Source organism: Streptococcus mitis (genome assembly GCA_001560895.1).
GTDB classification, from domain to species: Bacteria; Bacillota; Bacilli; order Lactobacillales; family Streptococcaceae; genus Streptococcus; species Streptococcus mitis_Q.
The window spans coordinates 515902-541358 of the sequence record CP014326.1 but is presented as its reverse complement, the minus strand read 5'-3'; the positions used below and the strand labels follow the sequence as shown (position 1 = coordinate 541358).

The window sequence follows — 25457 nt, the reverse complement described above, 5'->3', positions numbered from 1 at the left end:
TCAAAAAATAAAGAAGGTTAACATTATGCCACAACATCTCTTTAAAGAATTGGCTCAACTAGAGCAAGTAGAGGCTCTAGCTCTAGGAGGTTCACGGGCCGGACAACATTTTGATAAAGACTCTGATTATGATGTATATGTCTACCTCAGTGCCCCTCTCTCGCCAGACATACGAAAAGAAATCCTCAGTAAACACTGCTCCTATATGGAAATCGGTAATCAATTTTGGGAATTGGAGGATGATTGTGTTCTCAATAATGGTATCGAAATCGAGCTGATTTACCGCTCTTTGGACGAATTTGACAAAGATTTACAAGCCGTAGTTTTAGAGCACCAAGCCCAGAATTCTTACACTACTTGTATGTGGTACAATCTACTCAACAGTAGGATTATCTACGATCGATATGGTCACTATGCTGCTCTCCAGAAAAAATACAATCTTCCTTATCCAGCTGAACTGAAAAAGAATATCATAAACAAACAGTTCCTGCTCCTCGACCAAGCTATGCCAGCTTTTTCAAGACAAATCAAAAAAGCCCTCAAACGCCAAGATTTACTCAGCATCAATCACCGCACTAGTGAGTTTTTTGCCTCTTATTTTGATTTGCTCTTCGCCTTCAATGAGCAACTCCATCCAGGAGAAAAACGCATGCTCCAGTTCGCAAAAAATAATTGCTCTCATCTACCTCAAAATTTTGAAAACGATATTCAAGACTACTTTCAAAATCTCTACCAACTAGCTCACCAGCAGAAAACAGTCCTAACTTTGGAGCATCTCCTATCAAATCTTAAACACTTGATTGATGAATCCCTTTAGACTGCCAACAGATAAAAGCTCATGAAATCTACTTTTCAGATGATTCATGAGCTTTTTGAAATTCAACAATATATAGCGATGTAGAGTTAATTGAAACAAGAAAACGTCAATAAACTTCTAACATTATAAAAACGCATCATATCAGGTGTTCAAAAACGTGATACAATGCGTTTGATAGTCTATAAGATTAGTTATCTTTTCTTCTCAGATTGAGTTTTCCCTGGACTTTTCAACCTTACTTCTCTTCAAATCCTTCTGCGACTGCATCCGCAAAGTTTTCTTCTACGATGCTTGCACAGTGGTCACAGATGACTGCGTGGTAGCTACGTTCTGCTGTTGTTGGGTCGATACGACGGCAACGGTCACATACTTGGCCTGCAGCACGTTCAACTGTAAAGGCTACATCTTCGAAACTAACGGCAGATTCTGGAGCTGGTCCTTCTGCGATAGTCAATTCAGACACGATCAAAAGTTGAGCTACATTGCTGTTTACTGCTTCGAGTAGAGTTTTCACCACTTCATTTGGATAAACTGTCAAGTGAGCTTCAAGTGATTTACCGATTACTTTTGCATTACGAGCTTCTTCCAAGGCTTTTTGAGCTTGTCCACGGAAGTCCATGAAGGCTGCCCATGTATCCAAGATTTCTTCTTGGTTAGCAAAAGTTTCTGCTTCTGGCAATTCTGACAATTGAACGAAGTCTTCAGTTTCAAACTCAAGATATGACCAGATTTCTTCCGCAGTGTGAGGAAGGATTGGTGTCAAGAGTTTGGTGATTTTCACAAGAATATCATAGAAAACAGTCTGCATTTGACGACGTTCCAGTGATTTAGCACCTTCGATATAAACAACGTCCTTAGCAAAATCAAGGTAAAAGGCTGACAAGTCAACGTTGATAAAGTTCACCAAGGCCTTGTAAATTGTCAAGAATTCAAAGTTTGCGTAAGCATCACGAATCGTTTTCACAAGCTGGTTAAAGCGAATCGTCATGTACTTATCAACTGAACGTAGTTCTTCGTAAGCTACCGCATCCTCAGCTGGGTTAAAGTCAGATGTGTTAGCAATCAAGAAACGAAGAGTGTTACGGATCTTACGGTAAGTTTCAGAGACTTGGCTCAAGATATCCATAGAGATACGCACATCGTTGCTTGAGTCCACACTAGTTACCCATAGACGCAAGATTTCTGCACCAAATTGTTTTTCAACATCGCTTGGAGCAATGGTATTTCCAAGAGATTTAGACATCTTCTCACCTTTACCGTCAAGGGCAAAACCTTGTGACAAGATTTGTTTGTAAGGTGCTACACCATGGTTGGCAACAGATGTGATAAGTGATGAGTTGAACCATCCACGATACTGGTCAGAACCTTCTAGGTAAAGGTCTGCTGGGTAAGTCAACTCAGGACGGTTTACTACAACTCCATTCCATGATGAACCTGAGTCAAACCAAACGTCCATGATGTCTGTTTCTTTCTTGAACTCGCCATTTGGTGAACCTGGGTGGCTAAATCCTTCTGGCAAGAGGTCCTTAGCATCACGTTCCCACCAAATACTTGAACCATGTTCCTCAAAAAGTTGAGCCACATGTTCAATCGTTTCAGCTGTCATGATAGCTGTACCGTCTTCAGCATAGAAGATAGGAAGCGGAACACCCCAAGCACGTTGACGAGAGATAACCCAGTCGCCACGGTCACGGATCATATTGTAAAGACGAACTTTACCCCATTCTGAGTGGAATTTCACTTTTTCAATTTCGTTCAAGATTTCTTGACGGAATTTAGAAACTGAGGCAAACCATTGTGGAACCGCACGCCAGATGATTGGTTTCTTCGTACGCCAGTCAAATGGGTATGAGTGAGAGATTTCTTCTTGGGCAAGAAGGAGGTTACCAAGTTTTTCGATAACAGTTGGAACAACCTTGTCGTAGAATTGGCCTTCAAACTCAGCACCAGCATTAACCATCATGATACCACGTTCGTCAACAGTGACTGCGACTTCAAGACCATTAGCAATACCAACATTGTAGTCGTCCTCACCAAAACCAGGGGCTGTATGGACAATACCTGTACCAGAGTCAGTTGTAACATGGTCACCAAGGATAACGAGCTCATCTACAGCTGTATCCCATGGGTGTTCTGTTACGATGTGGTTCAATTCTTGACCACGATAAGTTGCCAATACTTGAACATCAGCCCAACCAAACTTCTCAGACAAGCTGTTCAACAATTCAGCAGCAACCACAAACTTACGAGTTTCACCAGCAGGTTGAACCAAAACGTAGTCAATATCCGCACCAACAGTCAAACCACGAGAAGCAGTGATAGTAAATGGAGTTGTTGTCCAAACAACGATGTAAGTATCAGTGTCTAGGACACCTTTGCCATCTTTTACCTTATTGGCATAGTAAAGGGAAGTTGAAAGCAAGTCATGGTATTCAATCTCCGCTTCCGCAAGGGCAGACTCAGATGACCATGACCAGTAAACTGGCTTGGCACCACGATAGATATAACCCTTGTTAGCCATCTCACCGAAGACACGGATTTGGGCCGCTTCATAGTCAGGAGTCAAAGTCACATATGGATTTTCCCAGTCACCAGAAACACCCAAACGTTTGAAGTCTTCACGTTGTTTATCTACTTGAGAAAGAGCATATTCACGGCAAAGTTTCAAGTACTCAACCAAGTCCATTTCTTTACGTTTGACACCTTGTTTTGCCAAAACTTGCTCGATTGGCAGACCATGAGTGTCCCAACCCGGGATAAATGGTGCGTAAAAACCTGACATTGATTTTGAACGAACAATGATATCTTTTGAAATCTTGTTCATAGCGTGTCCAACGTGGATATTTCCGTTAGCGTATGGAGGGCCATCATGCAAGGTGAAATGAGGTTTTCCTTGGTTCAATTCTTGACGACGTTGATAAAGTTTTGCATCTTCCCATTCCTTTTGCCAAACTGGCTCTTTGGTAGGAAGGCCTGCACGCATTGGGAAAGTTGTTTTCCCAAGATTAAGGGTATCTTTGAGTTTCATGGTATCTCCTTTATAAATAATAACAAATTAAAAACCACGACTGCCAAAAAGGACGAAAATCGTGGTACCACCTTTATTCGAAAAAAGACTCAGCTTTTTTCCTCTTCTCCCGTAACGTGGGGAACGTCAAATCTTACTAGCTTCAGACTTGAGTTTTTGAGAGGATAATCTTATCAATAGGGATTACAGGACTCACACCATCTCCTGCTCGCTGGAAATATAAGGATAAAATATTGTTCTCACATCGTTTCTTATAAAATTGTAACGGATTCTTGCGGTGCCTCAAATCCTGGTGCTGAACCAACAGTTTCTGTAGCTGGTGTTGGGCCTGAGTAATGACTTGGGGCTACTTCTGGCTCTTCATACATCGGACCAACTGGATGAGCAGAATCTTCTTCCATCTGAGGAGTCGGATCTTCCACTTCCTGTTTAGACTGAGCTTCAAATTCAGCCAATTCTCTATTACCTGCCTCGATACGTGCTTGCAATTCCATTATTTCTTCTTGTGAAAATTGACGTGTCATATCAATGGGTTCTTCCTCACTTAGAGTAGGAATCGGTTCCCCAAGTACTTCACTAACAACTTCTTTAAAGGCTTCATCACTGGTTTGAAGATAAGTAGCTGTTGGACGAAGAATATCTTCCCAATCTGAAGATTCAACAATAGCCAACTGACTCTCAATTGTTGATTTAAGACGTTGATGGAAGACACGACTCTTGTTCTTCAATTCTTCAGTTTCAACAGCAACTTTCTTAGCATTATCTGTTGCTTGACGAAGAATCTCGTTTGCCTTATATTTAGCTTCTTCCAATAATCGATGTGCATCCTGTTCAGCTTGATGAATAATATTATTTGAACGATCGTGTGCTGTCTGTTTTACTCTCTCAGCTGTATCTTGAGCAATCAATACCGACTGGCTCAATGAATCTTTCATCTCATCAAAGTAAGACAAACGCTCTTCCAAACTTTTAATATGTAAATCCTTATCATGATTAGAACGAACCAAATCTTCATAATCACGAACTACAATATCTAAAAATTCATCTACTTCTTCTGGATCAAAACCTCTGAAGCGTGTGCTAAAGGTTTTATCTTTGATTTCTAACGATGTAATTGGCATATTTTTCCTCACTTACTTAATAATAACTGGACTGTTATTTTTTTCTTCTCTTTTTTAGTTTGTCCCTTATCTTGAAGCAACCTCAAGCGTCCAAATTTTCTCACACTAATCAAGTCTCCAACTTGAACGGTATAATCTAATTTATCTACTATATGATAATTTACTTGGACAAGTTTCTTTTCAACCAACTGGTTTGCTTGACTTCTAGATAGTTTTAAAACGCTTGATAAAAGGACATCTAATCTAAAGCTAGACACGCATAAATCTATCTCTCGATACTGTTCTAACTTATCTATTTTATCGGTGAAAGGACGTTCCTCCAGCGAAACGGGTATACGACCAATTTTCTTTAATCCATCTTGGAAGAGAAGAATAAATTGCTGATTAATCATAATCTGCGCCCGTTCATCATCTACTAGGATATCTCCAAAAAGTTTCCGTTCAATCCCTAATTGATTGATGACTGTTCCTAAAATTTTAGCATGCGTTAAATTTTCAAATTTATTGGAATACACAATTTCCTGGAGAGACATTTCAAAATCTGAAAACTCAGGTTGGAAATAGTCTGGATATAGTAAGACCCGAACATACTCACTCAATACAAATTCCCCACTACTACTACAAGAAAGGCCATAGGTTTTGGCTAAAATTTTTAATATCTTCTCTTGATGAGGATTGATAAAAGGAGTTAAAAAAGGCGCGTAGCTATCTTCCACCTTCTTGATCCATTCCATTCCCTTGTCAAGAAATGGACGATCTTCTATAGAAAAATGCTGGTAAATACCTCTATTCATATTATCATTGCAAGAAAACGCACTAAATTTTCCCCTAAAAATCGAACCAAAACAATCGCAACCCAAACAGATAAATCAAGACCCGCTATCTGTAAAGGCAAGCGTTGCAAGGGAGAAAGCACTGGCTTTACCAATGCTACAATCCAACGACCTAAACTTGATTCATAGGCACCTGGAAACCAAGACATGACAGCAAAGGCTACCAAAATCAGGGAGTAAATATCTACTGCGTTATAAATCATACGAATTAAAAAAATCATTATCGTACTCTATTTCGTCTCATATCAAAATCAAACTCACCTTGTTGATCTTCATCCGGTAAACGAATATCTTCAATATTCACAATAACATTCACTGGTGTCAACAAATACATGGTAGAAGCTACCTTTTTCAAATTTCCAGCTAGAACATGGCAAGCTCCATCCAGATAATCTAAACAACGACGAGCTTGCACTTCAGTCATATATTGAAAATCAATCAAAATACTTTCATTTCCTGCTAATAAATCAACAATTTCTATCGCATCTTCATATTTTCTAGGATAACGAACATCGATTGTTACTTTTTCAGTAGAATGCTGACTTTGCTTGGCTAACTCTTGTTGACGTGCATGCAGTCTAGTAATATTATTTTCTTTTGTACTATTTGTGCGTGGTGTTTGATTTGTTGAAAGAGCCGTGTCCTGTGTAGAATTTACTGGAGTTAAAATAGGCTCATCTCGTTTTTCATTAGGGAGACTTAAATCCTCATCCTCCGTAAAATAATCTATAAATCTATCGAATCTATCTTTTAAAGACATGGTTCTCTCCTACTTAAAAAATGCTGTACCTATACGAACAAAGGTGGAACCGAATTGAATCGCTTCTTTATAATCACGACTCATTCCCATACTTAACTCTGTCATAGGCATATTTGGAATTTGTTTTTCTTGGATTTCTTTTTGTAAATCTTGGGTCGCCTTGAAAATTTCTTTCAACTGCTCACTGCTAGCCTCAAAAGGTGCCATGGTCATTAAACCAACATATTCAATCTTATCTAGTTTGGCTAACTCTGGCAAGATTTCCAGCAGTTCCTCTCTCGAAAAGCCGTGTTTACTTTCTTCTTTAGAAATATTTACCTGAAGGAAACACTTGATGACTCGGTCACTTCTTTTTTGAATTTCCTCTGCTAGCTTTACTGAGTCCAATGCATGGAAATAATCAACGTATTGAATGACATCTTTCACCTTACGTCTTTGCAAGGTACCAATCAAATGCCAAGTCACATCTCGATCTTTTAAAGCTTGATATTTCTCTAGAAACTTATCTACACGATTTTCACCGATATGATGAACCCCTAGCGGAAGCAAAGCTTCCGCTGTCGGTACATCTACATACTTGGTAACTGCAATGACAGAGACTGAGCCACTCTCGCGATGAGCACTCAAACTTGCTTCTGCAACTTCTCGAAAAACACGTTCTGTATTTTCTTTTACATTCATTTACTTAACGATTTTTGAAAAATGGAGGTGTATCCAACTCATCTTCATCTTGTGAATTTGGAATTTCAAAACGTTCTACCGGTGACACTACTGAATCAGTCGGACGAACAATTGTCTCGCGACGTAAATCCCAATCACCAAAAGCGGATCCTTGAGCTTGTTCCGAGCGACGTTGATTTTGTTTTGGCAATTCAGCCGTTTCTGCCATATCAAAATGACGATCAAATCCATGTGAATGAGCTGGTCTCACTGTCTCACGGTAGTTGGCAGTAGGTCTAGCTTGTGGAGCCACAACCTTCTCTACACGTTCTTGACGAACACCCGTTGCGACAACTGTTACACGAATTTCATCACGCATACTTTCATCAATTGAAGTACCGAGCCAGATGTTCACTCCTTGACCTGCTGCCTGGTTCACAATTTGTGAAGCCTCTTCTGCCTCAATCAAGGTTAAATCAAGACCACCAGTAACGTTGACGATAACATCTTCTGCTCCATCAATTGTTGTTTCAAGAAGTGGTGAGTAGATTGCCTTACGAGCTGCTTCAACAACACGCTCTTCTCCACTACCGATACCAATACCCATGAGGGCATTGCCTTTGTTTGCCATTACCGTTTTCACATCGGCAAAGTCAAGGTTAATCAATCCTGGATTGGTAATCAAATCGGTAATTCCTTGCACACCTTGACGAAGAACATTATCCGCTTCGCTAAGAGCTTCCAAAAGCGGTGTTTTCTTATCAACAATTTCAAGCAAGTTGTTGTTTGAGATAATCAATAGAGTATCTACATGCTCACGAAGTTGATTGATTCCTTCTACAGCAAATTGTCCACGCTTGCTTCCTTCAAAACCAAACGGACGTGTTACAACACCAACTGTAAGAGCACCTAAATCTTTGGCGATACGGGCAATAACAGGAGCAGCTCCAGTTCCAGATCCTCCTCCCATACCAGCAGTGATGAAGACCATATCTGCACCACTGATAGCTTCAGTCAGTGTTTCTTCGCTTTCTTCAGCAGCCTTACGACCAACCTCAGGTTGACCCCCAGCACCTAAACCACGAGTCAATTTAGGTCCCAACTGAATAACAGTCTCAGCTTTTGTACTACTCAAGGCTTGCACATCGGTATTTGCTGCGATAAATTCTACGCCTGTAACACCTTCGTCGACCATACGGTTGATGGCATTGCCACCACCTCCACCGACACCAATTACTTTAATCACTGCGCCTTGGGCAGCAGCTGTATCAAATGAAAATGTCATAATTTATTTTTCCTCTTTATTCGTCAAACATGCTTCCGATCAAGCCACGGAAACGATCTGCTAATTTCGGTTTATTTTGTGAAGTCTGTTGGAAATCTGCAATTTGTTCTGCAGGAGCTACAGGTTCTACTTCTGGAGCAGGGGTTGGTTGAACAGTAGTTGATTGGACAAACTGAGCTGTTTTCTGAATCATACCCCCAAAACCAAGCGGTTGTTGGAATAGTCCTTCATCACCCTTGACTGCTCGCTGAGCCAAGAGATGTACTTCTGTCAATTGTCCCGCAAATTCTGACAAGCTAATCACATGAGCAAAGGCTGGATTACGAATCCCAACTTGATTAGGAACATAAAGCTTGACACGAACACCAAAAACTTCTTGAGCAAGCTCCACAATACCAGGTAAAATAGCCGTTCCACCAATCAAAACAATGCCACCAGGAAGATCCAATAAATGTCTTCTGTCTAAGTCTTGTTTGATTTGTTCAAAAATATGCTTAATACGTGCAGAAATAATTTCTGACAAGTAATTTTCTGTCACTTCAACAGGTTCTACTTCCCCAATAACCTCTACTTGGAAGGTTTCTTTACTTGCAATAGGAGGATAAGCCTCTCCATAGTTTAATTTTAAACCTTCGGCTAGTTTCTGTGATGTCTTCAAGACTTTAGAGATATCCTTAGTTACATAATCTCCGCCTTCTTGGAGAATATTGGTAAACTGGAGTTCTTGGTTACGGATTGTAGCGACAGTCGTTTGACCTGCCCCCATATCAATCACTGTAGCACCAAATTCACGCTCACCTTCGTTCAAAACTGATTGAACCATTGCTAGTGGTGAAATGATAACATTTTCAACCTGAACACCTGCACGCTCAACCGTCTTACGCAAATTGTGCAAGATAGTACGAGGGCCTGTATAAAGCAAACCACGCATTTCCAGGCGAACCCCCATCATACCACGTGGATCACGAATCCCTTGAAAGCCATCAACAATAAATTCCTCAGGGATGAATGTGATAACCTCACGATCAGGTGTCATACTCTTAGTCAAGGCTGATTTGACAACATTTTCGACATCTTGATCCATAATTTCCTTGGTATCAGATGTTACTGGAATCATTCCTTGAGTTGGTTCTACCTGTAAAAGATTAGCTGGCAAACCAACATTCACCGATTTAATTGAAATGCCTGCTTTTTCTTCAGCTTGGGAAATTGCCGATTTGATAGCAGTTGCTGCTGCATCAATATCAACAATAATTCCATCCTTTACACCTTTACTTTTGGCATTACTCACACCAATTACATTTAATTCACCATTTCTCTGCTCGGCTACAAGCACCTTGACAGAGCTTGTTCCAATATCTAGACCTGTAAAAAAGCCTTCTCTAGCCATTACATCGCATCCTCTCTATCTTCCAAGTTTCTAACTTCGTAATATTCAATAGCTAAACGTGGGCATAGCTATTCACAGAATATTATAACACAAAAAATCTCATCGTGCTCAGTTTTTTCCTAAATTTACTAGCCAATTTTTTTGTTTTTCTGTTCAGAAATTCATTCACTGTAAACTTTGTCAACAATCTGTCTATTGTACAAAAAAGAAAGCTCATTTCTAAGCTTTCTTTGCAATCATTTTTTCTGCTTCTTGTTCTAAAAATAGTTCCAAAATTTTCTTGGTCAAGGTAATCGCTGCCGACAAGGCTAGGGAAACGATTAAATAATTAGCCACTAAGCCGTGATCCCCAACCAATGGCGGTTTTGTCAAGAATCCGTAATCACCACCTGTTACCAAATTGACCACAAAAATCAAGGCATTTAGGGTAAAGGTCATGAGAAAAATTCCCTTCACATCCAGCAATCGCGCATTATACTGTCTCAAGAGATAAACTAGAGAGTTCCCCAAGAGTGCTAAGTGCCCAAAGATAAAGGACAAGATGGCAATATGGGGGAAAGGATAGGCGTCTGGCACTGGATAAACAAAGGCTGCTAATGTTCCGAATGTCCCTAGCAATGCAAAATACTGCCGATATTTGGACTGACCAGGAAGCAAGAGTACCACAAACATGGCCATACGACAATGGTAAAAGGGTAAGCTTTCTGACAGTGGCATATGATTGACCCAGTACCAACCATAGAGAAGGATTAACTGAACTGCCTGTAAAATCTGGAAAAATCGTTGGTAAACCTTCTTCTCACGATAACGATAGGCTGTATAAAAGGTCAAGGCCAAGAGTGTAAATATACTGACATACCAAAAAAGGTCAAATTTGGGTGGTTCTGTTGCTTGGGTCGTAAAGAAAATATCCCATAAATTCATCTAGTCTTCCTCATGATTCAAAATTTTCCTGCATTTTATTATACCATGCTACTTGAGAAAAATGAATTTAGAAATACGATAATCATCTTTTTAGTCAAGATATTGTTCCCTCTGACCTTGATAAACCTGCCAAAGAAGCTCTATTTGCTCCTTGGTAATGCGTTTTTCAGATAAGGTTGGTAGTTGGTCAATGGCAAAAAATTGAAGGTCAGCAATTTCTTGATTTTCTTGGAATTGTCCATCAAGAAGCTTACATTCAAAAACAAACTTTGCATATTGTTTGCTCTGTAGTTGGAAACGATTGGTATCAAAAACAGCTAGCAGTCTTTCAACTTTGGCTTTAAAACCGGTTTCTTCTTCAATTTCCTTGAGAATATTTTCTGTTGGAGAATAGCCAACCTCACCAAAGCCACCTGGCAAAGCCCAACTATCCTCTCCTTGTCCCCTAACCAGACAAATCTTTTCGTCCTCAACAATCCAAGCACGGACGTCCATTAACGGAGTCGCGTAAGCAGAAGTTGGCTTCAAGACTTCTGCCACTTCTTCGGCATCAAGGTCTGATGCTTGATTCAACATTTCAGATAAAAGGCCTCGCAAGTCTTCGTAGCGCTCACGGTCAAACGGATCTTTTGTAAAGGTTAATCCAGTATCTGTAATGGCAATCATTCTTTGCAAATACTTGACAAAATCACTTGTCTTCATGCTCTAAACTTTCTACCAGCTTGGCTAGATTCATAGAGTTAGAGCCTTTGAGCAGGATTTGGTCATTATCTCCAAGACTTTCCTTGACTTGCTTGACTAGATCTTCAAATTGGTCCTCGTCGGCCGTTTTTTTGAAGTAGAAAACATGGCCGATCGGGAACATTTGACTGGCCAATTGGGCCAATTCTGCGATATCTTCTCCATAGAAAATCACGGTATCAATCACATCTGGCGAGAGACTCAAAATCATCTGGTTATGGAGTTGAACAGACTGGTCACCGAGTTCCTTCATATCCGCCAAGACTGCAATTTTCTTGCCCCCTTCATTGGCTGGGATGGCAAAGAATGTCTCCAAAATTAACTTCATAGCAGTTGGATTAGCATTATATACGTCAGACAGAATATCTGCTCCATTGGCTGCTTTCTTCCACTCGGTACGGTTACGCGTCAATTCAAGATTTTGGAAGGCCTGACGAATTTTCTCCTCTGAAACTCCTTCTTGCAGGGCAACATAGGACGCAATCATAGCATTAGTGGCATTGTACTTGCCAGTCACTGGCAAATCAAGGGCTTGGTCCAAGAAATTAGTCTTAAAGGTCAGACTATCCTTGCGCTCAATCAAGTCTGTTATTTCCAGCTCTGCTCCTTGCCCAAAACGAACCACCTTTTTATCAGCTGGCAAGTAGTCCTCTACAATGGAGTCAGCTGGTGCCAAAAGCAAAGAACCCGAAGCCATACCATCTGCAATTTGCATTTTTCCCTTGGCAATTTCCGAACGGTCTTTGAAAAAGGCTAAATGAGCCTCTCCAACCAAGGTCACAATGGCTGTCTTTGGATGGGCCAGTTCTGACAAGAGATGGATATCTCCCAAGTGATCCTGACCCATCTCCAAGACCAACTTTTCTGTTCCTTCAGGCATATGGAGAACTGTATAAGGAAGGCCAATCTCGTTATTGTAATTGCCTTGTGTTTTGTAGGTTTTGTAGGTTGTTGATAGCAAATGCGCCAACATATCCTTGGTCGTCGTCTTACCATTTGAACCCGTTACAGCAAAGACATCAACAGCTGTTTTCTCAAGATAGTAGGCAGCTAGTGATTGAAAGGCAGCCAAAACGTCGTCTACTAGAATGTAGGGGTGATTTGCGATTTCTTTCTCAGACAGGGTTACAGCAGCACCATTTTCAAAGGCTGTTTCGATAAAGTCATGGCCATCACGCGCACCTTTGAGGGGCACAAACAAGTCCCCTTCCTCAATCAAACGACTGTCAAACTCAGCCTTTTCCAACTGGATGTCCTCAAAGATGCTGACATCATTTTTCACCCCAACAGCTTGGGCAACTTCGTGGATAGTTAATTTCATTTCTACTCCTTTAAAAAGGGTCGGAGCCCGAGAACTCTAGTCACCTTGTAGTGATGGTTCTGGCTCCTACCCCTTCTTTCATTTTTATAGCAAATGCGCTTCGCGCTTGTCAAAACTTTCCTTGGCAAGGTCAACCAAACGCTCGATTAGGTCTGGGTAGCTGATTCCCATATTGTCCCAAAGTAATGGATACATTGACCACTGGGTGAAACCTGGCATGGTATTGAGCTCATTTAGGAAGATTTCTCCCTTATCTGTATAAAAGAAATCACAACGAGATAAGCCTAAACCACCAATGGCACGGAAGGCCGTTTCTGCATTTTGACGCATGACAGCTATCACATCATCACTGATTTTAGCTGGGATATCCATGGTAATCTTGTTGTCAATATACTTGGCATCGTAGTCATAAAAGGCAACATCCTTGACTACTTCTCCTGGTAGCGTACTTTTGACATCGTAGTTTCCCAAGAGTCCAACCTCGATTTCACGGGCATTGACCCCTTGCTCTACCAAAACACGACTGTCATATTGAAAGGCAAGTTCCAAAGCCTGACGGAGTTCTTCTTGATTTTCAGATTTAGAAATACCGACACTTGAACCCATGTTTGACGGCTTAGTGAAGACTGGATAAGTCAATTTTTCTTCCACTTCAGCGATTTTAGAAGTCATATCATCACCTTCAACGATAGCCACATAAGGAACTTGAGCAATGCCAGCAGATTCTAACACACGCTTGGTCGTGATTTTGTCCATGGCAAGACTGGATGACAAAATATTGCAACCAACATAAGGCATTTTCAAAACTTCGAGGAAGCCTTGAACAGAGCCATCTTCTCCCATCGGACCATGAAGAACTGGAAAGACAACTGCCCCTTCTTCGTAGATAGCACTTGGTGCAACTTTCTTATCCCAATCAATGGTTTCATTGGTCATAAGACGATCCTCTTGCCCAGGAGTCTGGCTAAATTCCTGCGTTTTGATAAAGTCACCTGACTGACTGATAAAGAAAGTCTTGACTGCGAAACGATCATAGTTAACCGCACGCATGACACTTTCTGCTGAAAGGACAGAGACTTCACGCTCTGCACTCCGTCCACCGTATAAAAGAATAATCGTTTGTTTCATATTACTTGTCCTAATTCTACTAGAATACTCGCTCTTTAGTATATCATATTTGCTTCTTTTTTGAAACTTGAACCCGATACTGGTCTTAAAGTAATCTAAAAAGAGACCGATAAAACAAATATCGATCTCCTTGATTTTTTGTATAAATGAATTTAGTTTATTAATTTATCTAGACTTACAGCTCTGTCCGATTTTCAATGGCTCGTAAGAGTGTAACTTCGTCCGCATACTCGATATCTGCCCCCACAGCAAGACCTCGTGCCAGACGCGTAACCTTAATACCAGCTGGCTTGAGTAAGCGTGAAAGATACATGGAAGTCGCTTCCCCATCTGCCGTGGCATTGGTTGCTACGATGACTTCTGAAACCTCACTATCCATGAGACGAGTCATGAGGCTCTTGAGATTGATATCATCTGGGCTGATGCCATTCATGGGGGAAATCAGGCCATGCAAAACATGATAAAGTCCATGATATTCTTGGATATTTTCCATGGCCGCCACATCACGACTATCCTCTAGCACCAAAATCGTTGTCTGGTCACGACTTGGATCGGTACAGATAGAGCAAGGATCGTCATCAGTCAAACGACCACAGATGGAGCAATAGGTCAGCTCTCTCTTAGCAGAAAGGAGATTTTTTGCAAATTCATTGACATCATCATCAGACATCCCAATCGTATAAAAGGCCAGACGCGTAGCCGTCTTAATCCCGATACCTGGTAACTTAGAATAACTGTCAATCAGCTTAGCAATAGGTGTTGGATAAAGCATAAATTCCTTTCTAGTTCATTGGATGGTATTTTTGATACAGATTGATAATATCACGCGCAATGGAAGGTCCTACACCATTTGTTAGATTGGTATTATGAGGAAAGACCACTGCAACAGCGATTTGAGGATTATCAGATGGAGCATAGGCCACCGCATTGGTATTGGTTGCTTCCTGACCATCTGCCACATAGCTTTCGGCTGTACCCGTTTTTCCGCTAATGGATACCAAGGCACCATTTGAAAAGGCACGGCCAGTTGTCAACCCACTAGTCCCATGAGCAACCTGATAAAATCCTTGGTGCAAGATTGCCATATCTGATTCAGAAATATTGACCTTGTTGATTTCCTTGGTATCTATTGCTTGGATTAATTCCCCAAGGCCACCCTTATCATTATTTCCATAAATACCTTCAACAATACGAGGAGCCACACGAACACCATCATTTGCAATAGTTGCTACATACTGAGCCAACTGCATGGGCGTATAGTTATCAAACTGCCCAAAGGCATTGGTGATGTAATTAGCAAAGCTATACTCTTTGGGAACAAATCCAGTAGATTCATCTGGTAGGTCAATTCCGGTCGCAGCCCCCAAGCCATATTCGCCAAAGGTCGCACGAAGTTTTCCCATAGCTGTTTCCAAATTGCTGGTTCCAACAAACATATTTGGTTGATAGGTCTGGCCCATGATTCCAAGAGCGGTTTGAACCATGTAAGCATTAGATGAATACTCCAAGGCTTCCACAGCTGTAATAGGAAAAGATCCATATGCCAATTTATACCAAGAATAAATTGGAGCTGAACCTTGGAAAACAATAGGCTGATCTGTTAAGGTTTGGTTTCCTGATAAAACACCATTTTCCCAACCTGAGCTGATGGTAGCGGCCTTAACTACTGACCCTGGGACAAAGACATTGGTTACCGTTCCCAAGGAATCAGGCGTCAAGTCTCCCGTTTTCAGGTCATGTTTGAGTCCTGACATAGACAAAACAGCACCTGTTTTGGGGTTAAGGGCGACTGCATACACACCCTCAGAATACTTGGCTCCACCATTTCCTAGCTCGGAATTGAAATAACTTTTCAGCAAAGCATCCACGCTATCTTGGAAGGCCAAATCAATGGTCAGTTTGATATTGTTTCCCTTACTACCTTCCTCAATTGTGTCCACGCTTTCCATATTGCCATATTTATCCAGATGGATTTCTTTTACCGAGCGTTTTCCTTGTAAGGTCTCTTCATATTGCTTTTCCAAATAGGAGGTTCCAACACGGTCATTTAGAGAATAGCCTTTTTTAAGATAGGATTCTGCTTCTTCCGCTGGGAGACCAGCTTTTTCACTGGATACACTCCCTACTATAGAAGAAAGGGAAGTTTCCAAAATCTTTCGATCCCAAGAAGTAGAAATACTAATGCCAGGCATCTCCTTTGAAATAGAGGCAATAACAGCCACCTGAGAATCATTTAGAGGATCTGTCGCAATGGTTCCTGTCGCAAAGTTTCCAACAGCATTTAACTGACTAAAAAGATAGATTTCTTTCTTTTCATCCTCTGTATAGTTTAGTTGACTTGTTGGGACACTATCGACCGCATTGTTATACAGTTCTGATTCGGATAGGCGATTGCCATCTGAATCCAATCGTTTCTCACTCGGGAGAGCTTCCACTGTTTTTTTATAGATTTCAGGATCAGCCAAATAGTAATCAGCCAGCTGGCGTTCTGTCAAATTTGGCGAACTGATGCTCACATATCCCAGCAACTGACTAGCGATTTCTTTCAGATCTTTAGCAGTCATTTTATTACTACGCGTAAAGGAAACAACCTGCTTTAATGTATTTTCTACCAAAGGTTTTCCACTAGCATCATAGATTTCCCCACGAGCAGAACTGGTTGTGACCTTGGTCTGACTAGCTGAGGCTAGCTTTTTTTCATAAAAATCCTTGTTCAAAACCTGCATATAAAGCAGGCGACCAATAATGGTCATAAAGAGTAAAATGACGATTGAAAACAATAAATTAAGCCGAATCGGAATCGAATGGCTGTTAAATTTTCTCATACAAATCAGTCTCATTTCTAACTTAAAATCTTACTCTTAATTGTACCACAATTTGAGCAGAAAATTATGGAAAAGAAAGAAGCTTTTTTTCGTTTTTACAGTAAGATACGTTTTTATTTATCCATCCCTATATTATATGTTATAATGAATGTAAAAGTTCAATAATCTAGTCTTTTTCCAACACGACTCATTTAAAGGAGCCTTCCCTATGGACAAACCAGATATCGCAACTGTCATTGATTCACATTTTGAAGAAATGACAGACCTAGAGCAAGAAATCGCTCGCTATTTTTTACAAGCAGAAACGATTCAAGATGACCTTTCCTCCCAACAGGTTACTCAAAAATTACATATCTCTCAGGCTGCTCTGACCCGCTTTGCTAAAAAGTGTGGCTTTACTGGCTACCGAGAATTTATTTTCCAATACCAACATGAGGCAGAAAATCAAGCCAATCAAGTCTCCAAGCACAGTCCACTGACCAAACGAGTCCTCAGAAGTTATAGCAACATGAGGGAACAAACACAAGATTTGATTGACGAAATCCAACTAGAACGAATTGCCCAGTTAATCGAAGATGCTGAGCGTATATACTTCTTCGGAACAGGGAGTTCTGGCCTTGTAGCCCGTGAAATGAAATTGCGCTTCATGCGTCTAGGTGTGGTCTGCGAAGCTTTGACAGACCAAGACGGCTTTGCTTGGACAACTAGTATTATGGATGAGAATTGTCTGGTACTGGGTTTCTCACTTTCTGGCTCAACTCCTTCTATTTTAGACAGTTTATTAGACGCTAAAGAGATGGGCGCAAAAACTGTTCTCTTTACAAGTGTGCCCAATAAGGATAGTCAGCCCTACACAGAGACCGTTCTTGTTGCCACTCACAGCCAACCTTCCTACATTCAACGGATATCCGCTCAACTTCCTATGCTCTTCTTTATCGATTTGATTTATGCCTATTTTTTGGAAATCAATCGAGAAAGCAAGGAAAAAATCTTTAATAGCTACTGGGAAAATAAGAAACTCAACGGCTATCGTAGACAAAAACGTATAAGAAAATCCTAGTTTAGCTCAGCCAAACTAGGATTTTTATTCATCACCAAACATACCTCTTCAAGATTATGAATCAGTCGTATCTTGACTTAGTCTTGAATAATTTCATGTAATCACTTTTTGAAGGGAGTAAATAAGCAAGTCTGACGGTATCCTCAACAATTGTATATAATACGATGTAATCCTTACTCAAGGTCAATCCTCGCGTTTGGTAGCGAGGGTCTAATTTCTTACCAAATTTTTCATCGGCATCAAATCCAGCTTGGGGGAAAATTTCTAGACGATTAATATCTTTTCTGATACTCGCCACTTTTCTTCTCGCAGCCTCTACAAAACCGATTTCCTCCGCTATATACTGATATATTTTATCCAGACTATCAATCACTCTAGGAGAATACAAAATCCTATATTTTTTATAATCCATAGCGTGTCACGACATCCTCATCTGTCAAGTAATTTCCAGCCTCAATCTTGGCATAACTTTCTTGAACTTCTGCTTGTAATTGTCTAAACAAATACTCCTTCTCTAATTCCTCTTCACTCAGTAAATCTACTCCATTTGTTACGACAACATTCTTTAAAAATAATCTGAGTGCTGATGAAAGAGAGAGATTTTGTTCTTTTAACACTTCCATAGCATCGTTTACCAATTCTCTATTAGCTTGGAAGGTTACCATTTTACTTGAATTCGCTATAGCCATTTTATATAATTCCTTTATATATTTTTTTTATTATCTCACAATTATAAAGAAAGTCAAGGGAACTTGATTAGAAAATCCTAGTTTGGTTAAACCAAACTAGGATTGTTTTGTTTTAAAGTGATAATAAGCACCCAACATACCTGCCGTATTTTGATGATGAGCAAATTCTAATCGTGTTTTTTCTGCTAAACTTGGTACCAAAGCCTCTTTCAAGGCTGTACGGATCTTAGGTTTGAGGATAGCCTCTTGCCCCATGATACCACCACCGAGAATGACCACTTCTGGATTGGCAACGTAGCAAATATTTGCCAGACCTTTCCCAAGGTAATCTACCATGCGGTCAATGCCTTCCATGCAGATTTTGTTTCCTTCAGTAGCTTCCTTAAAAATACGTCGACCATTCCACTGGTCAACTGGATCTCCATGACCTGCTGCTACATACTCAACCAAGGCTGTTGTAGAAGCCAAATCTTGGAACGCTCCATCCTGCATATGCATATAACCAACTTCACAGGCTGAATTGCTAAATCCATGGAAAACTTTCCCATCCATAATCAAACAACCACCGATACCGGTTCCAATAGTCAAGCAAAGAGTGACACTCGCTCCCTTACCTGAACCAGATACTGCCTCAGCTAGACCTGCACAGTTGACATCATTTTCAATCTCACAAGGAATAGTAAAGCTAGTCTCGATTTCCTTTTTGAACTGGGTACCTGCATAGTTAGGGATTTGAGGACCAGCATAGAAGATTTCACCCTTGTCTGGATCCACCATCCCAGCAGAAGAAATGGCAACACCTGCTACTGGGCCTTTTTCTAAATAGCTGGCTACAATATCTTTGGTCTTTTGTAAGATATGAGGTCCACCCTGATGCGCTTCTGTTGGCATTTCATGCGATTCAACAAGTTGGCCTTCTTGGTCGATCAAGCCATATTTGATGTTGGTTCCACCGATATCAATTGCAACGTAGTGTGTCATAAATACCTCCTTATAGATTAGAGGAAGCGCTCCTTGGTTTCACGAATCAAGGCTGCAGCTGCTTCCACAACTGGACGATCTTCTTCAGTCACTGGTGTCAAAGGTGAACGAACAGATCCAATATTAAGTCCTTCATTGATCTTCAAGACTTCTTTAATGACACCATACATATTTCCATGTGCAGAAGTGAGTTTACCAATGATAGCGTTGATAGCGTATTGTAATTCACGCGCTGTTTCCAAGTCTTTATCCGCAATCAATTGGTTAAGTTTCAAGAAGAGTTCTGGCATAGCACCGTAAGTACCACCGATACCAGCCTTAGCACCCATGAGGCGTCCTCCTAGGAACTGCTCATCTGGACCATTAAAGACGATATGGTCTTCTCCACCAAGGCTAACAAAAGTTTGGATATCTTGAACTGGCATAGAAGAGTTCTTCACACCGATAACACGAGGATTCTTCAACATTTCAGTATAAAGACTTGGAGTCAAAGCAACACCTGCCAATTGAGGAATGTTGTAGATAACATAGTCTGTATTTGGAGCTGCAGAACTAATATCGTTCCAGTATTTGGCAACTGAGTATTCTGGCAAGCGGAAGTAAATTGGTGGAATCGTTGCAATGGCATCTACTCCCAAGCTTTCAGCATGGCGAGCTAGTTCCATACTATCTTTAGTATTATTGCAAGCAACATGGGCAATAATAGTTAATTTACCTTTGGCAACTGCCATGACTTCTTCCAAAATCAACTTGCGGTCTTCAACACTTTGGTAGATACATTCACCAGAAGAACCATTGACATAAAGACCTTGAACACCTTTATCAATAAAGTATTGAACCAAGGAACGCGTACGTTCTGGACTTACTTCTCCTTGTTCATCATAACATGCGTAGAAGGCTGGAATGATACCTTCGTATTTTTTCAAATCTGACATAGATTTTCTCCTATTATTTTTATTTTCTGCTAAAGCAGATTCTTTCTTTACTTCTTTAGTATACACTTTACCGAAAAGGCTTTCAATATTTTGTAGACACTTAGATTTTAGTTTCTTGCTTATAGAATAGCGTTTGGAGCGTTTGAAAGTAGTTTCAGAAATAATTGCAACCCTTACTCATACTTAGCAAATAGCTTTTCCATCACTCCTACTTGTAAAAAAGCAAGAAGTCCAAAACCAAAGAGAATAAAAGCTGATCCTCCCAATAGAAGGGTAAAGGCTGATAGATATAGAATCATCAAAATCAAAAAGATAGTTGCGATCATCAAGATAAACCAAGGAGCGTTAAAACTAGCCAACATCAGTCCTTTTTGAAGAATTTCTTTCCAAGATAGGTCATAACGTGCCGCGATAGGGTAACTAGCCAACATCACAATGGTGAGGAAGATAAGAATACCTAGACAAATAGCTTTCACCAATTGGAAGGGCAGAGCTGTTTGACCCCAGAAAAGATAGAGATCTGAAAGAGTTAGAAATACAATTCCTAATTCTAACATCCCCAACTGAAAACCTAGTTTCAGGTTTTGCCTAAAAACTCTTAGATAGGTTCTAAAAACTGGAACACGTCTACTTTGCTTGATTTCAAACATTGTCTGATAGAGACTAATTTTGGCTACTCCAATCGTTACGATTGGCAAACAAGTTACTACAAAGAGAAGATTGACTGTTACAATATCTAAAACCTTCTCACTAATTCGCATTAGAAAATTATCTGTATCAAATGCAGCCTTGATGAGACTTCTTCCTTTTTGTGACATCTTTTACTCCCCCTATAATTTATATCACTTGCTAAATCATTCCGATTTATCAATTGATAAGATTCAACTCTTAAACTCAATTTTCAAAAGTGTTCAATAATACTCAATGAAAATCAAAGAGCAAACTAGGAAGCTAGCCGTAGGTTGCTCAAAGCACTGCTTTGAGGTTGTAGATAAGACTGACGAGATCAGTCACATATATATTCCAAGGCGAAGCTGACGCGGTTTGAATTTGATTTTCGAAGAATATAAGATAGTCATCAGCTATCTCGATCTATCATTCTAATCAATTAAAATTTTAAACAAATACTTGCGAACTTGATCTTCCATACCTGCATAACCATTTGGTTGATGTGGCTCTCCTGGGAAGAAAATCGCAAAATTGTGATACCCCAACAAGAGTGGGTAGTGTTCATGACAATGGACAAAACCAATATCACTTGTTTCGTCAAATGCTACTGCTTCATCTTTGATACGTGAACCGTAGCTCGAATATTCATGCCCTTCTACCAATAAATGCAAGTCTGCATAGTTCTTGTGATGTTCAAACTGGTCATTTTCAGCTTTATTTAGGACATTTTCTTGAACAACTAGAAAAACCTTGTCACCATCAATATCATATTTTCCTAACTCGAATGAATCTTTACGATGTTCATAAAGATAATCAATTGCCTTGTCAAGATTGGGATGAATCCCTTTATAGAAGCTAATATTTTTCAAATCGTCAAAAATCATTATTTTCTCCTTTAAAAATCGTCATTAAGCGATTAAAACTAACACCTCCAACAGTGTCATTTACTGTCGGAGGCTTTTAGATAGTGCTAGCAATAGCCAATTGATACTGTAAAAGAAATCGTTTCTTATCCTTTAACAGCTCCCATAGTAATACCTTGTGTGAAGGATTTTTGGAAGACTAGGAAGACTGTTACGATTGGCACTGCAGCAAGAGCTGCACCTGCCATGATTAAACCATAGTTGGTTGCCATTTCGGCTTGCATGGTCGCAACACCGAGTGAAATAGTCAAATTGTTACGTGAAGTCAACATAACCAACTGCATGAAGTAGTCGTTCCAAGTATTGATGAAGGTAAAGATTGCAAGAGCCGCAAACCCTGGTTTTACAATTGGGAAAGCTACGCTCCAGAAAGTACGAATCTCACCACAACCATCAATTTTAGCTGATTCAAGCAACTCTGTTGGAATATTTTCACTAAATTGTTTCATAAGGAAAACCCCAAATGGCCATCCAATCAAAGGCAAGATAACTGCCCAGAGAGTATCGTGGATTCCCATGAAGTTGACGATACGTACCAATGGTACAAGGACAACTTGTTTTGGAAGAGCCATAGCAGCAATAAAGATTGCAAAGAGGATACGTTGACCATAGAAACGTTTTTTAGCCAATACATAACCTGCTAGAGATGAAGTTGCACAGACTAAGAACATAGTTACCAATGAGATAAATACTGAGTTCCACATCCATTGCATAGCAGGGTTTTGCACCATGAGTTGTTGGAAGTTTTCCATGGTTGGCATTTTAGGGAACCATTGTGGTGGAATAACGATCGTATCAGGCTGTGACTTGAAGGCACCTGTCAAAATCCAGTAGAATGGAAAGATGAACAGCACAGTCAACAAGAGCAAAATGATTGTTGAAATAACAGTAAAGGCTGTTAATGGTTTTTTTTCTGTAGATTGCATAGCTGTCTCCTTTCTTTAGTATTCTACGTCGTTTCCGAGTACTTTAAATTGAACAAAACTTACGATAGCAATCATAACTGCCAAGAAGACACCAATTGTATTGGCATAGCCATACTCTGTCAATTGGAAGGCTTTTTCGTATAGGTAGTACATCAAGGTACTTGTTGAGTAGTTTGGACCACCAGATGTCAAAAGCTGAATCAAGGCGAAACATTGGAATGAGTTAATTGTTGTGATGATTGCGATATAAAGAGTTGTTGGAAGAAGGCTTGGCCATTTAATCTTCCAGAAAACTTGAAACTCAGTTGCACCATCAACGCGGGCAGCTTCAACCAATGAATTGTCAATATTACCCATAGCAGCGATATAGAGGATAATCGGTTGACCAACTGAAGTTGTCAAGAGGATAATCATAATCGCCATCAATGCCCAGTGCTTATCACCAAGCCATGAAATGTTTTGAGTAATGATATGACTTGATTTAAGCACAAAGTTCAAGATACCTGATAGTGGATCATAGATCCATTTCCATACAACTGTTACGGCAACACTACCTGTAACAACTGGAAGGAAGAATACAAAGCGATAGAATGATCTAGCGATAGCATTTTGATGGTAGGTCTGTGACGCTACAAAGAGCGAGAAGAGAACAACTACAGGAACTGATCCAATAACCAAAATAACTGTGTTAATCAGAGATTTTGTAAAGACAGGATCTTTAAACATACGGATATAGTTATCTAAGCCCACAAATTGGAAACTAGTCATAGAATAGTTAAAGAAACTTGTGATGAAGCCCATAATCATTGGTGCTAAAACAAAGACAACAAAGAAGAATAAAACTGGCGCTAGGAAAGCATAAGAAATAACGGTTTCTCTCATACGAATTTTATTAACTTTCACTGTAGGCACCTCTCTTTCCTTTTCTTTTTTATTGATAATCTCCTAAGAGAATGATGATTTACCTTTTAAATAAAAGCCCCCTTTTCTTACACAAGCGTGCAAAGGGAAAAGGGGCTACAACATCTAGTTTAGGGTTTATTGTTTAGTAGCTTTTTTGATAGTTTCGTTTGCTTTTTCAGTAAATGCTTTCAATGCATCAGCTGGTTTTTGATCACCATTTGAAACTGATTGCAACATTGGGAACCATAGAGTTCTCATTTCTGCAAAACCATCAATTGTATTGTAGTATGGAGAATAGTACTTAGTCCAAGCACCGATTGTTTCCATACGTTTGTCATCATAGAGTTTACCAAATGATGTACGAACTGGGAATGCTCCTGTACGAACAACATCTTTTGGACCCCATTCTTTATCATCCGCGATGAATTGAACAAATTTCTTAGAGGCAGCAACTTTCTTGTCATCCTTGTTGTTGAATACTGCAAATCCATTTACAAGGTACTCAAGAGCTGGTTTACCAGAATCAGATGGGAATGGTACTTCTACTACTTCTACTTTACTTGCTTCCAAGAGTTTAGCTTGGATACCATTTTGAGCTGGTGCCCAAAGGATTGTGTAAGATGTTTGACCGTTAGCAAAGTTTTGGATGTCTGCTCCACCATCAAATTGTGAACCATTGTTCAACAAACCATCTTTAATCCAGCTAGTTGCTTTTTCAAGACCTTTAACGAATTTAGGATCATCAGTTGTATACTTAGTAACATCTTTATCAGTTACAGAAGCACCATAAAGGTTTGAAATGAAGGCACGTGTTCCTTGGTCTCCCCCTTGACCTGAACTGAACAATGAACCTGGTGTATAGCCTTTAGCTTTGAGTGCTTTCAATACTTTTTCAAAGTCGTCTGTTGTCCAGCCTTCTTTTACAAGATTCGCAACTCCAGCTTCTTCCAACATTTTCTTGTTCATAGCCATGTAGAATGGTGCTGAACTGATTGGATACATATAAGCTTTATCGCCAGCTTTACTTGCTTTTACAATATTTTCATTGTTAACATCTTTAACAAAGTCGTCTGTAAAGAGGTCGTTCAAGTCAGCCAATTTTCCATTTTTACCGTATTGGATGATACGTCCTGGTGCGTCAAAAAGTACGTCTGGAGCTGTCCCTGCTTCGATAGCTGTTGTGATTTTTTCAGGACCAGACTTGAAGTCGATGGTTTCCAATTTCACTTTTACATCTGGATTTGCTTTTTCAAAAGCTTCGATGATTGATTTTTCATATGTTCCAACACCGTCACCAGTTTTTTCTTGAGTGAAGACTGGGAATGCCCACCAAGTGATTTCTGTTTTTCCACTATCGCTACCAGATTTTCCAGCATCTTTACTTCCACCAGAATTACCACATGCAGCAAGGCCAAGAATCGCAGCACCCGCAAGCACTGTACAAGCTAGTTTTCTAAATTTCATTTGTATTCTCCTATTTATAAGCGTATCCATATTGGATAATGAGCAAGTTTGCATCTGTATACGTTTTCATTTTA

26 protein-coding genes are annotated in these 25457 nt (G+C 40.0%); 2 read left to right on the top strand and 24 right to left on the bottom strand.

Annotation, left to right across the window (positions count from 1 at the left end; translation table 11 throughout):
* Window positions 1-25 precede the first annotated feature (25 nt).
* Window positions 26-817 (top strand): nucleotidyltransferase, encoded by a 792-nt coding sequence (locus AXK38_02920; GenBank protein ID AMH88268.1) that lies wholly within the window; start codon window positions 26-28, stop codon window positions 815-817.
* A 235-nt stretch (window positions 818-1052) separates the two neighbouring features.
* On the opposite strand, the gene ileS is transcribed toward AXK38_02920, so the two are convergent.
* The 15 genes from ileS to AXK38_02845 form a co-directional block, all read right to left on the bottom strand.
* Complete coding sequence (ileS, locus tag AXK38_02915) at window positions 1053-3845, bottom strand: isoleucine--tRNA ligase (protein ID AMH88267.1); 2793 nt, start codon at window positions 3843-3845, stop codon at window positions 1053-1055.
* Window positions 3846-3987: 142 nt separating this feature from the next.
* Entirely contained in the window at window positions 3988-4149 is a 162-nt protein-coding gene (locus AXK38_02910) for a hypothetical protein (GenBank protein ID AMH88266.1), read from the bottom strand.
* A complete protein-coding gene (locus AXK38_02905) occupies window positions 4097-4966 on the bottom strand; it encodes a cell division protein DivIVA (protein ID AMH88265.1) in 870 nt (289 codons plus the stop codon). The genes AXK38_02910 and AXK38_02905 overlap by 53 nt, the downstream gene beginning before the upstream one ends.
* Window positions 4967-4974: 8 nt before the next feature.
* Window positions 4975-5760 carry an RNA-binding protein gene (locus tag AXK38_02900; protein ID AMH88264.1) on the bottom strand — a complete coding sequence of 262 codons (786 nt, stop codon included), beginning with the start codon at window positions 5758-5760 and terminating at the stop codon, window positions 4975-4977.
* Window positions 5757-6020 (bottom strand): hypothetical protein, encoded by a 264-nt coding sequence (locus tag AXK38_02895; GenBank protein AMH88263.1) that lies wholly within the window; start codon window positions 6018-6020, stop codon window positions 5757-5759. The genes AXK38_02900 and AXK38_02895 overlap by 4 nt, the downstream gene beginning before the upstream one ends.
* Window positions 6020-6559, bottom strand: coding sequence for a cell division protein SepF (locus AXK38_02890; protein ID AMH88262.1), 540 nt, complete (start codon window positions 6557-6559; stop codon window positions 6020-6022). Before AXK38_02890 ends, AXK38_02895 begins: the two co-directional genes overlap by 1 nt.
* A 9-nt stretch (window positions 6560-6568) precedes the next feature.
* Window positions 6569-7240, bottom strand: coding sequence for a cell division protein (locus AXK38_02885; GenBank protein ID AMH88261.1), 672 nt, complete (start codon window positions 7238-7240; stop codon window positions 6569-6571).
* Between the two features lie 4 nt (window positions 7241-7244).
* Window positions 7245-8504, bottom strand: coding sequence for a cell division protein FtsZ (locus AXK38_02880; GenBank protein AMH88260.1), 1260 nt, complete (start codon window positions 8502-8504; stop codon window positions 7245-7247).
* Between the two features lie 16 nt (window positions 8505-8520).
* Window positions 8521-9894, bottom strand: a complete 1374-nt coding sequence (locus AXK38_02875; GenBank protein ID AMH88259.1) for a cell division protein FtsA — start codon at window positions 9892-9894, stop codon at window positions 8521-8523.
* A gap of 219 nt (window positions 9895-10113) precedes the next feature.
* Window positions 10114-10818 (bottom strand): hypothetical protein, encoded by a 705-nt coding sequence (locus AXK38_02870; protein ID AMH88258.1) that lies wholly within the window; start codon window positions 10816-10818, stop codon window positions 10114-10116.
* A 90-nt stretch (window positions 10819-10908) separates the two neighbouring features.
* The gene (locus tag AXK38_02865) at window positions 10909-11520 is read right to left on the bottom strand and encodes an NUDIX hydrolase (protein ID AMH88257.1); all 612 of its coding nucleotides are present in this window, start codon (window positions 11518-11520) and stop codon (window positions 10909-10911) included.
* Window positions 11507-12880 carry a UDP-N-acetylmuramoyl-tripeptide--D-alanyl-D-alanine ligase gene (locus AXK38_02860; protein ID AMH88256.1) on the bottom strand — a complete coding sequence of 458 codons (1374 nt, stop codon included), beginning with the start codon at window positions 12878-12880 and terminating at the stop codon, window positions 11507-11509. The genes AXK38_02865 and AXK38_02860 overlap by 14 nt, the downstream gene beginning before the upstream one ends.
* 84 nt (window positions 12881-12964) lie before the next feature.
* Window positions 12965-14008, bottom strand: coding sequence for a D-alanine--D-alanine ligase (locus AXK38_02855; GenBank protein AMH88255.1), 1044 nt, complete (start codon window positions 14006-14008; stop codon window positions 12965-12967).
* A gap of 175 nt (window positions 14009-14183) precedes the next feature.
* The gene (locus AXK38_02850; GenBank protein ID AMH88254.1) at window positions 14184-14780 is read right to left on the bottom strand and encodes a recombination protein RecR; all 597 of its coding nucleotides are present in this window, start codon (window positions 14778-14780) and stop codon (window positions 14184-14186) included.
* 10 nt (window positions 14781-14790) lie between these two features.
* Complete coding sequence (locus tag AXK38_02845) at window positions 14791-16833, bottom strand: penicillin-binding protein (protein ID AMH88253.1); 2043 nt, start codon at window positions 16831-16833, stop codon at window positions 14791-14793.
* A gap of 208 nt (window positions 16834-17041) precedes the next feature.
* Here AXK38_02845 and AXK38_02840 point away from each other — a divergent pair, with 208 nt between their 5' ends.
* Entirely contained in the window at window positions 17042-17893 is an 852-nt protein-coding gene (locus AXK38_02840; protein AMH88252.1) for an RpiR family transcriptional regulator, read from the top strand.
* Window positions 17894-17954: 61 nt separating this feature from the next.
* On the opposite strand, the gene AXK38_02835 is transcribed toward AXK38_02840, so the two are convergent.
* The 9 genes from AXK38_02835 to AXK38_02795 all read right to left on the bottom strand — a co-directional run bounded on the left by AXK38_02835 (window position 17955) and on the right by AXK38_02795 (window position 25383).
* A complete protein-coding gene (locus tag AXK38_02835) occupies window positions 17955-18305 on the bottom strand; it encodes an addiction module toxin RelE (GenBank protein ID AMH88251.1) in 351 nt (116 codons plus the stop codon).
* Window positions 18295-18582 (bottom strand): XRE family transcriptional regulator, encoded by a 288-nt coding sequence (locus tag AXK38_02830; GenBank protein ID AMH88250.1) that lies wholly within the window; start codon window positions 18580-18582, stop codon window positions 18295-18297. The genes AXK38_02835 and AXK38_02830 overlap by 11 nt, the downstream gene beginning before the upstream one ends.
* Window positions 18583-18678: 96 nt before the next feature.
* Window positions 18679-19563: a hypothetical protein gene (locus tag AXK38_02825; GenBank protein ID AMH88249.1), complete on the bottom strand. Its 885-nt coding sequence runs from the start codon at window positions 19561-19563 to the stop codon at window positions 18679-18681.
* Between the two features lie 17 nt (window positions 19564-19580).
* Window positions 19581-20498 carry an N-acetylneuraminate lyase gene (locus AXK38_02820; protein ID AMH88248.1) on the bottom strand — a complete coding sequence of 306 codons (918 nt, stop codon included), beginning with the start codon at window positions 20496-20498 and terminating at the stop codon, window positions 19581-19583.
* Window positions 20499-20671: 173 nt separating this feature from the next.
* A complete protein-coding gene (locus AXK38_02815; protein AMH88247.1) occupies window positions 20672-21316 on the bottom strand; it encodes a hypothetical protein in 645 nt (214 codons plus the stop codon).
* Window positions 21317-21598: 282 nt separating this feature from the next.
* Entirely contained in the window at window positions 21599-22051 is a 453-nt protein-coding gene (locus AXK38_02810; GenBank protein ID AMH88246.1) for a beta-galactosidase, read from the bottom strand.
* 125 nt (window positions 22052-22176) lie between these two features.
* The gene (locus AXK38_02805) at window positions 22177-23016 is read right to left on the bottom strand and encodes a sugar ABC transporter permease (protein AMH88245.1); all 840 of its coding nucleotides are present in this window, start codon (window positions 23014-23016) and stop codon (window positions 22177-22179) included.
* A 15-nt stretch (window positions 23017-23031) separates the two neighbouring features.
* Window positions 23032-23919 carry an acetylneuraminate ABC transporter permease gene (locus tag AXK38_02800; protein AMH89610.1) on the bottom strand — a complete coding sequence of 296 codons (888 nt, stop codon included), beginning with the start codon at window positions 23917-23919 and terminating at the stop codon, window positions 23032-23034.
* A 135-nt stretch (window positions 23920-24054) separates the two neighbouring features.
* Window positions 24055-25383 (bottom strand): sugar ABC transporter substrate-binding protein, encoded by a 1329-nt coding sequence (locus AXK38_02795; GenBank protein AMH88244.1) that lies wholly within the window; start codon window positions 25381-25383, stop codon window positions 24055-24057.
* Window positions 25384-25457: the final 74 nt, after the last annotated feature.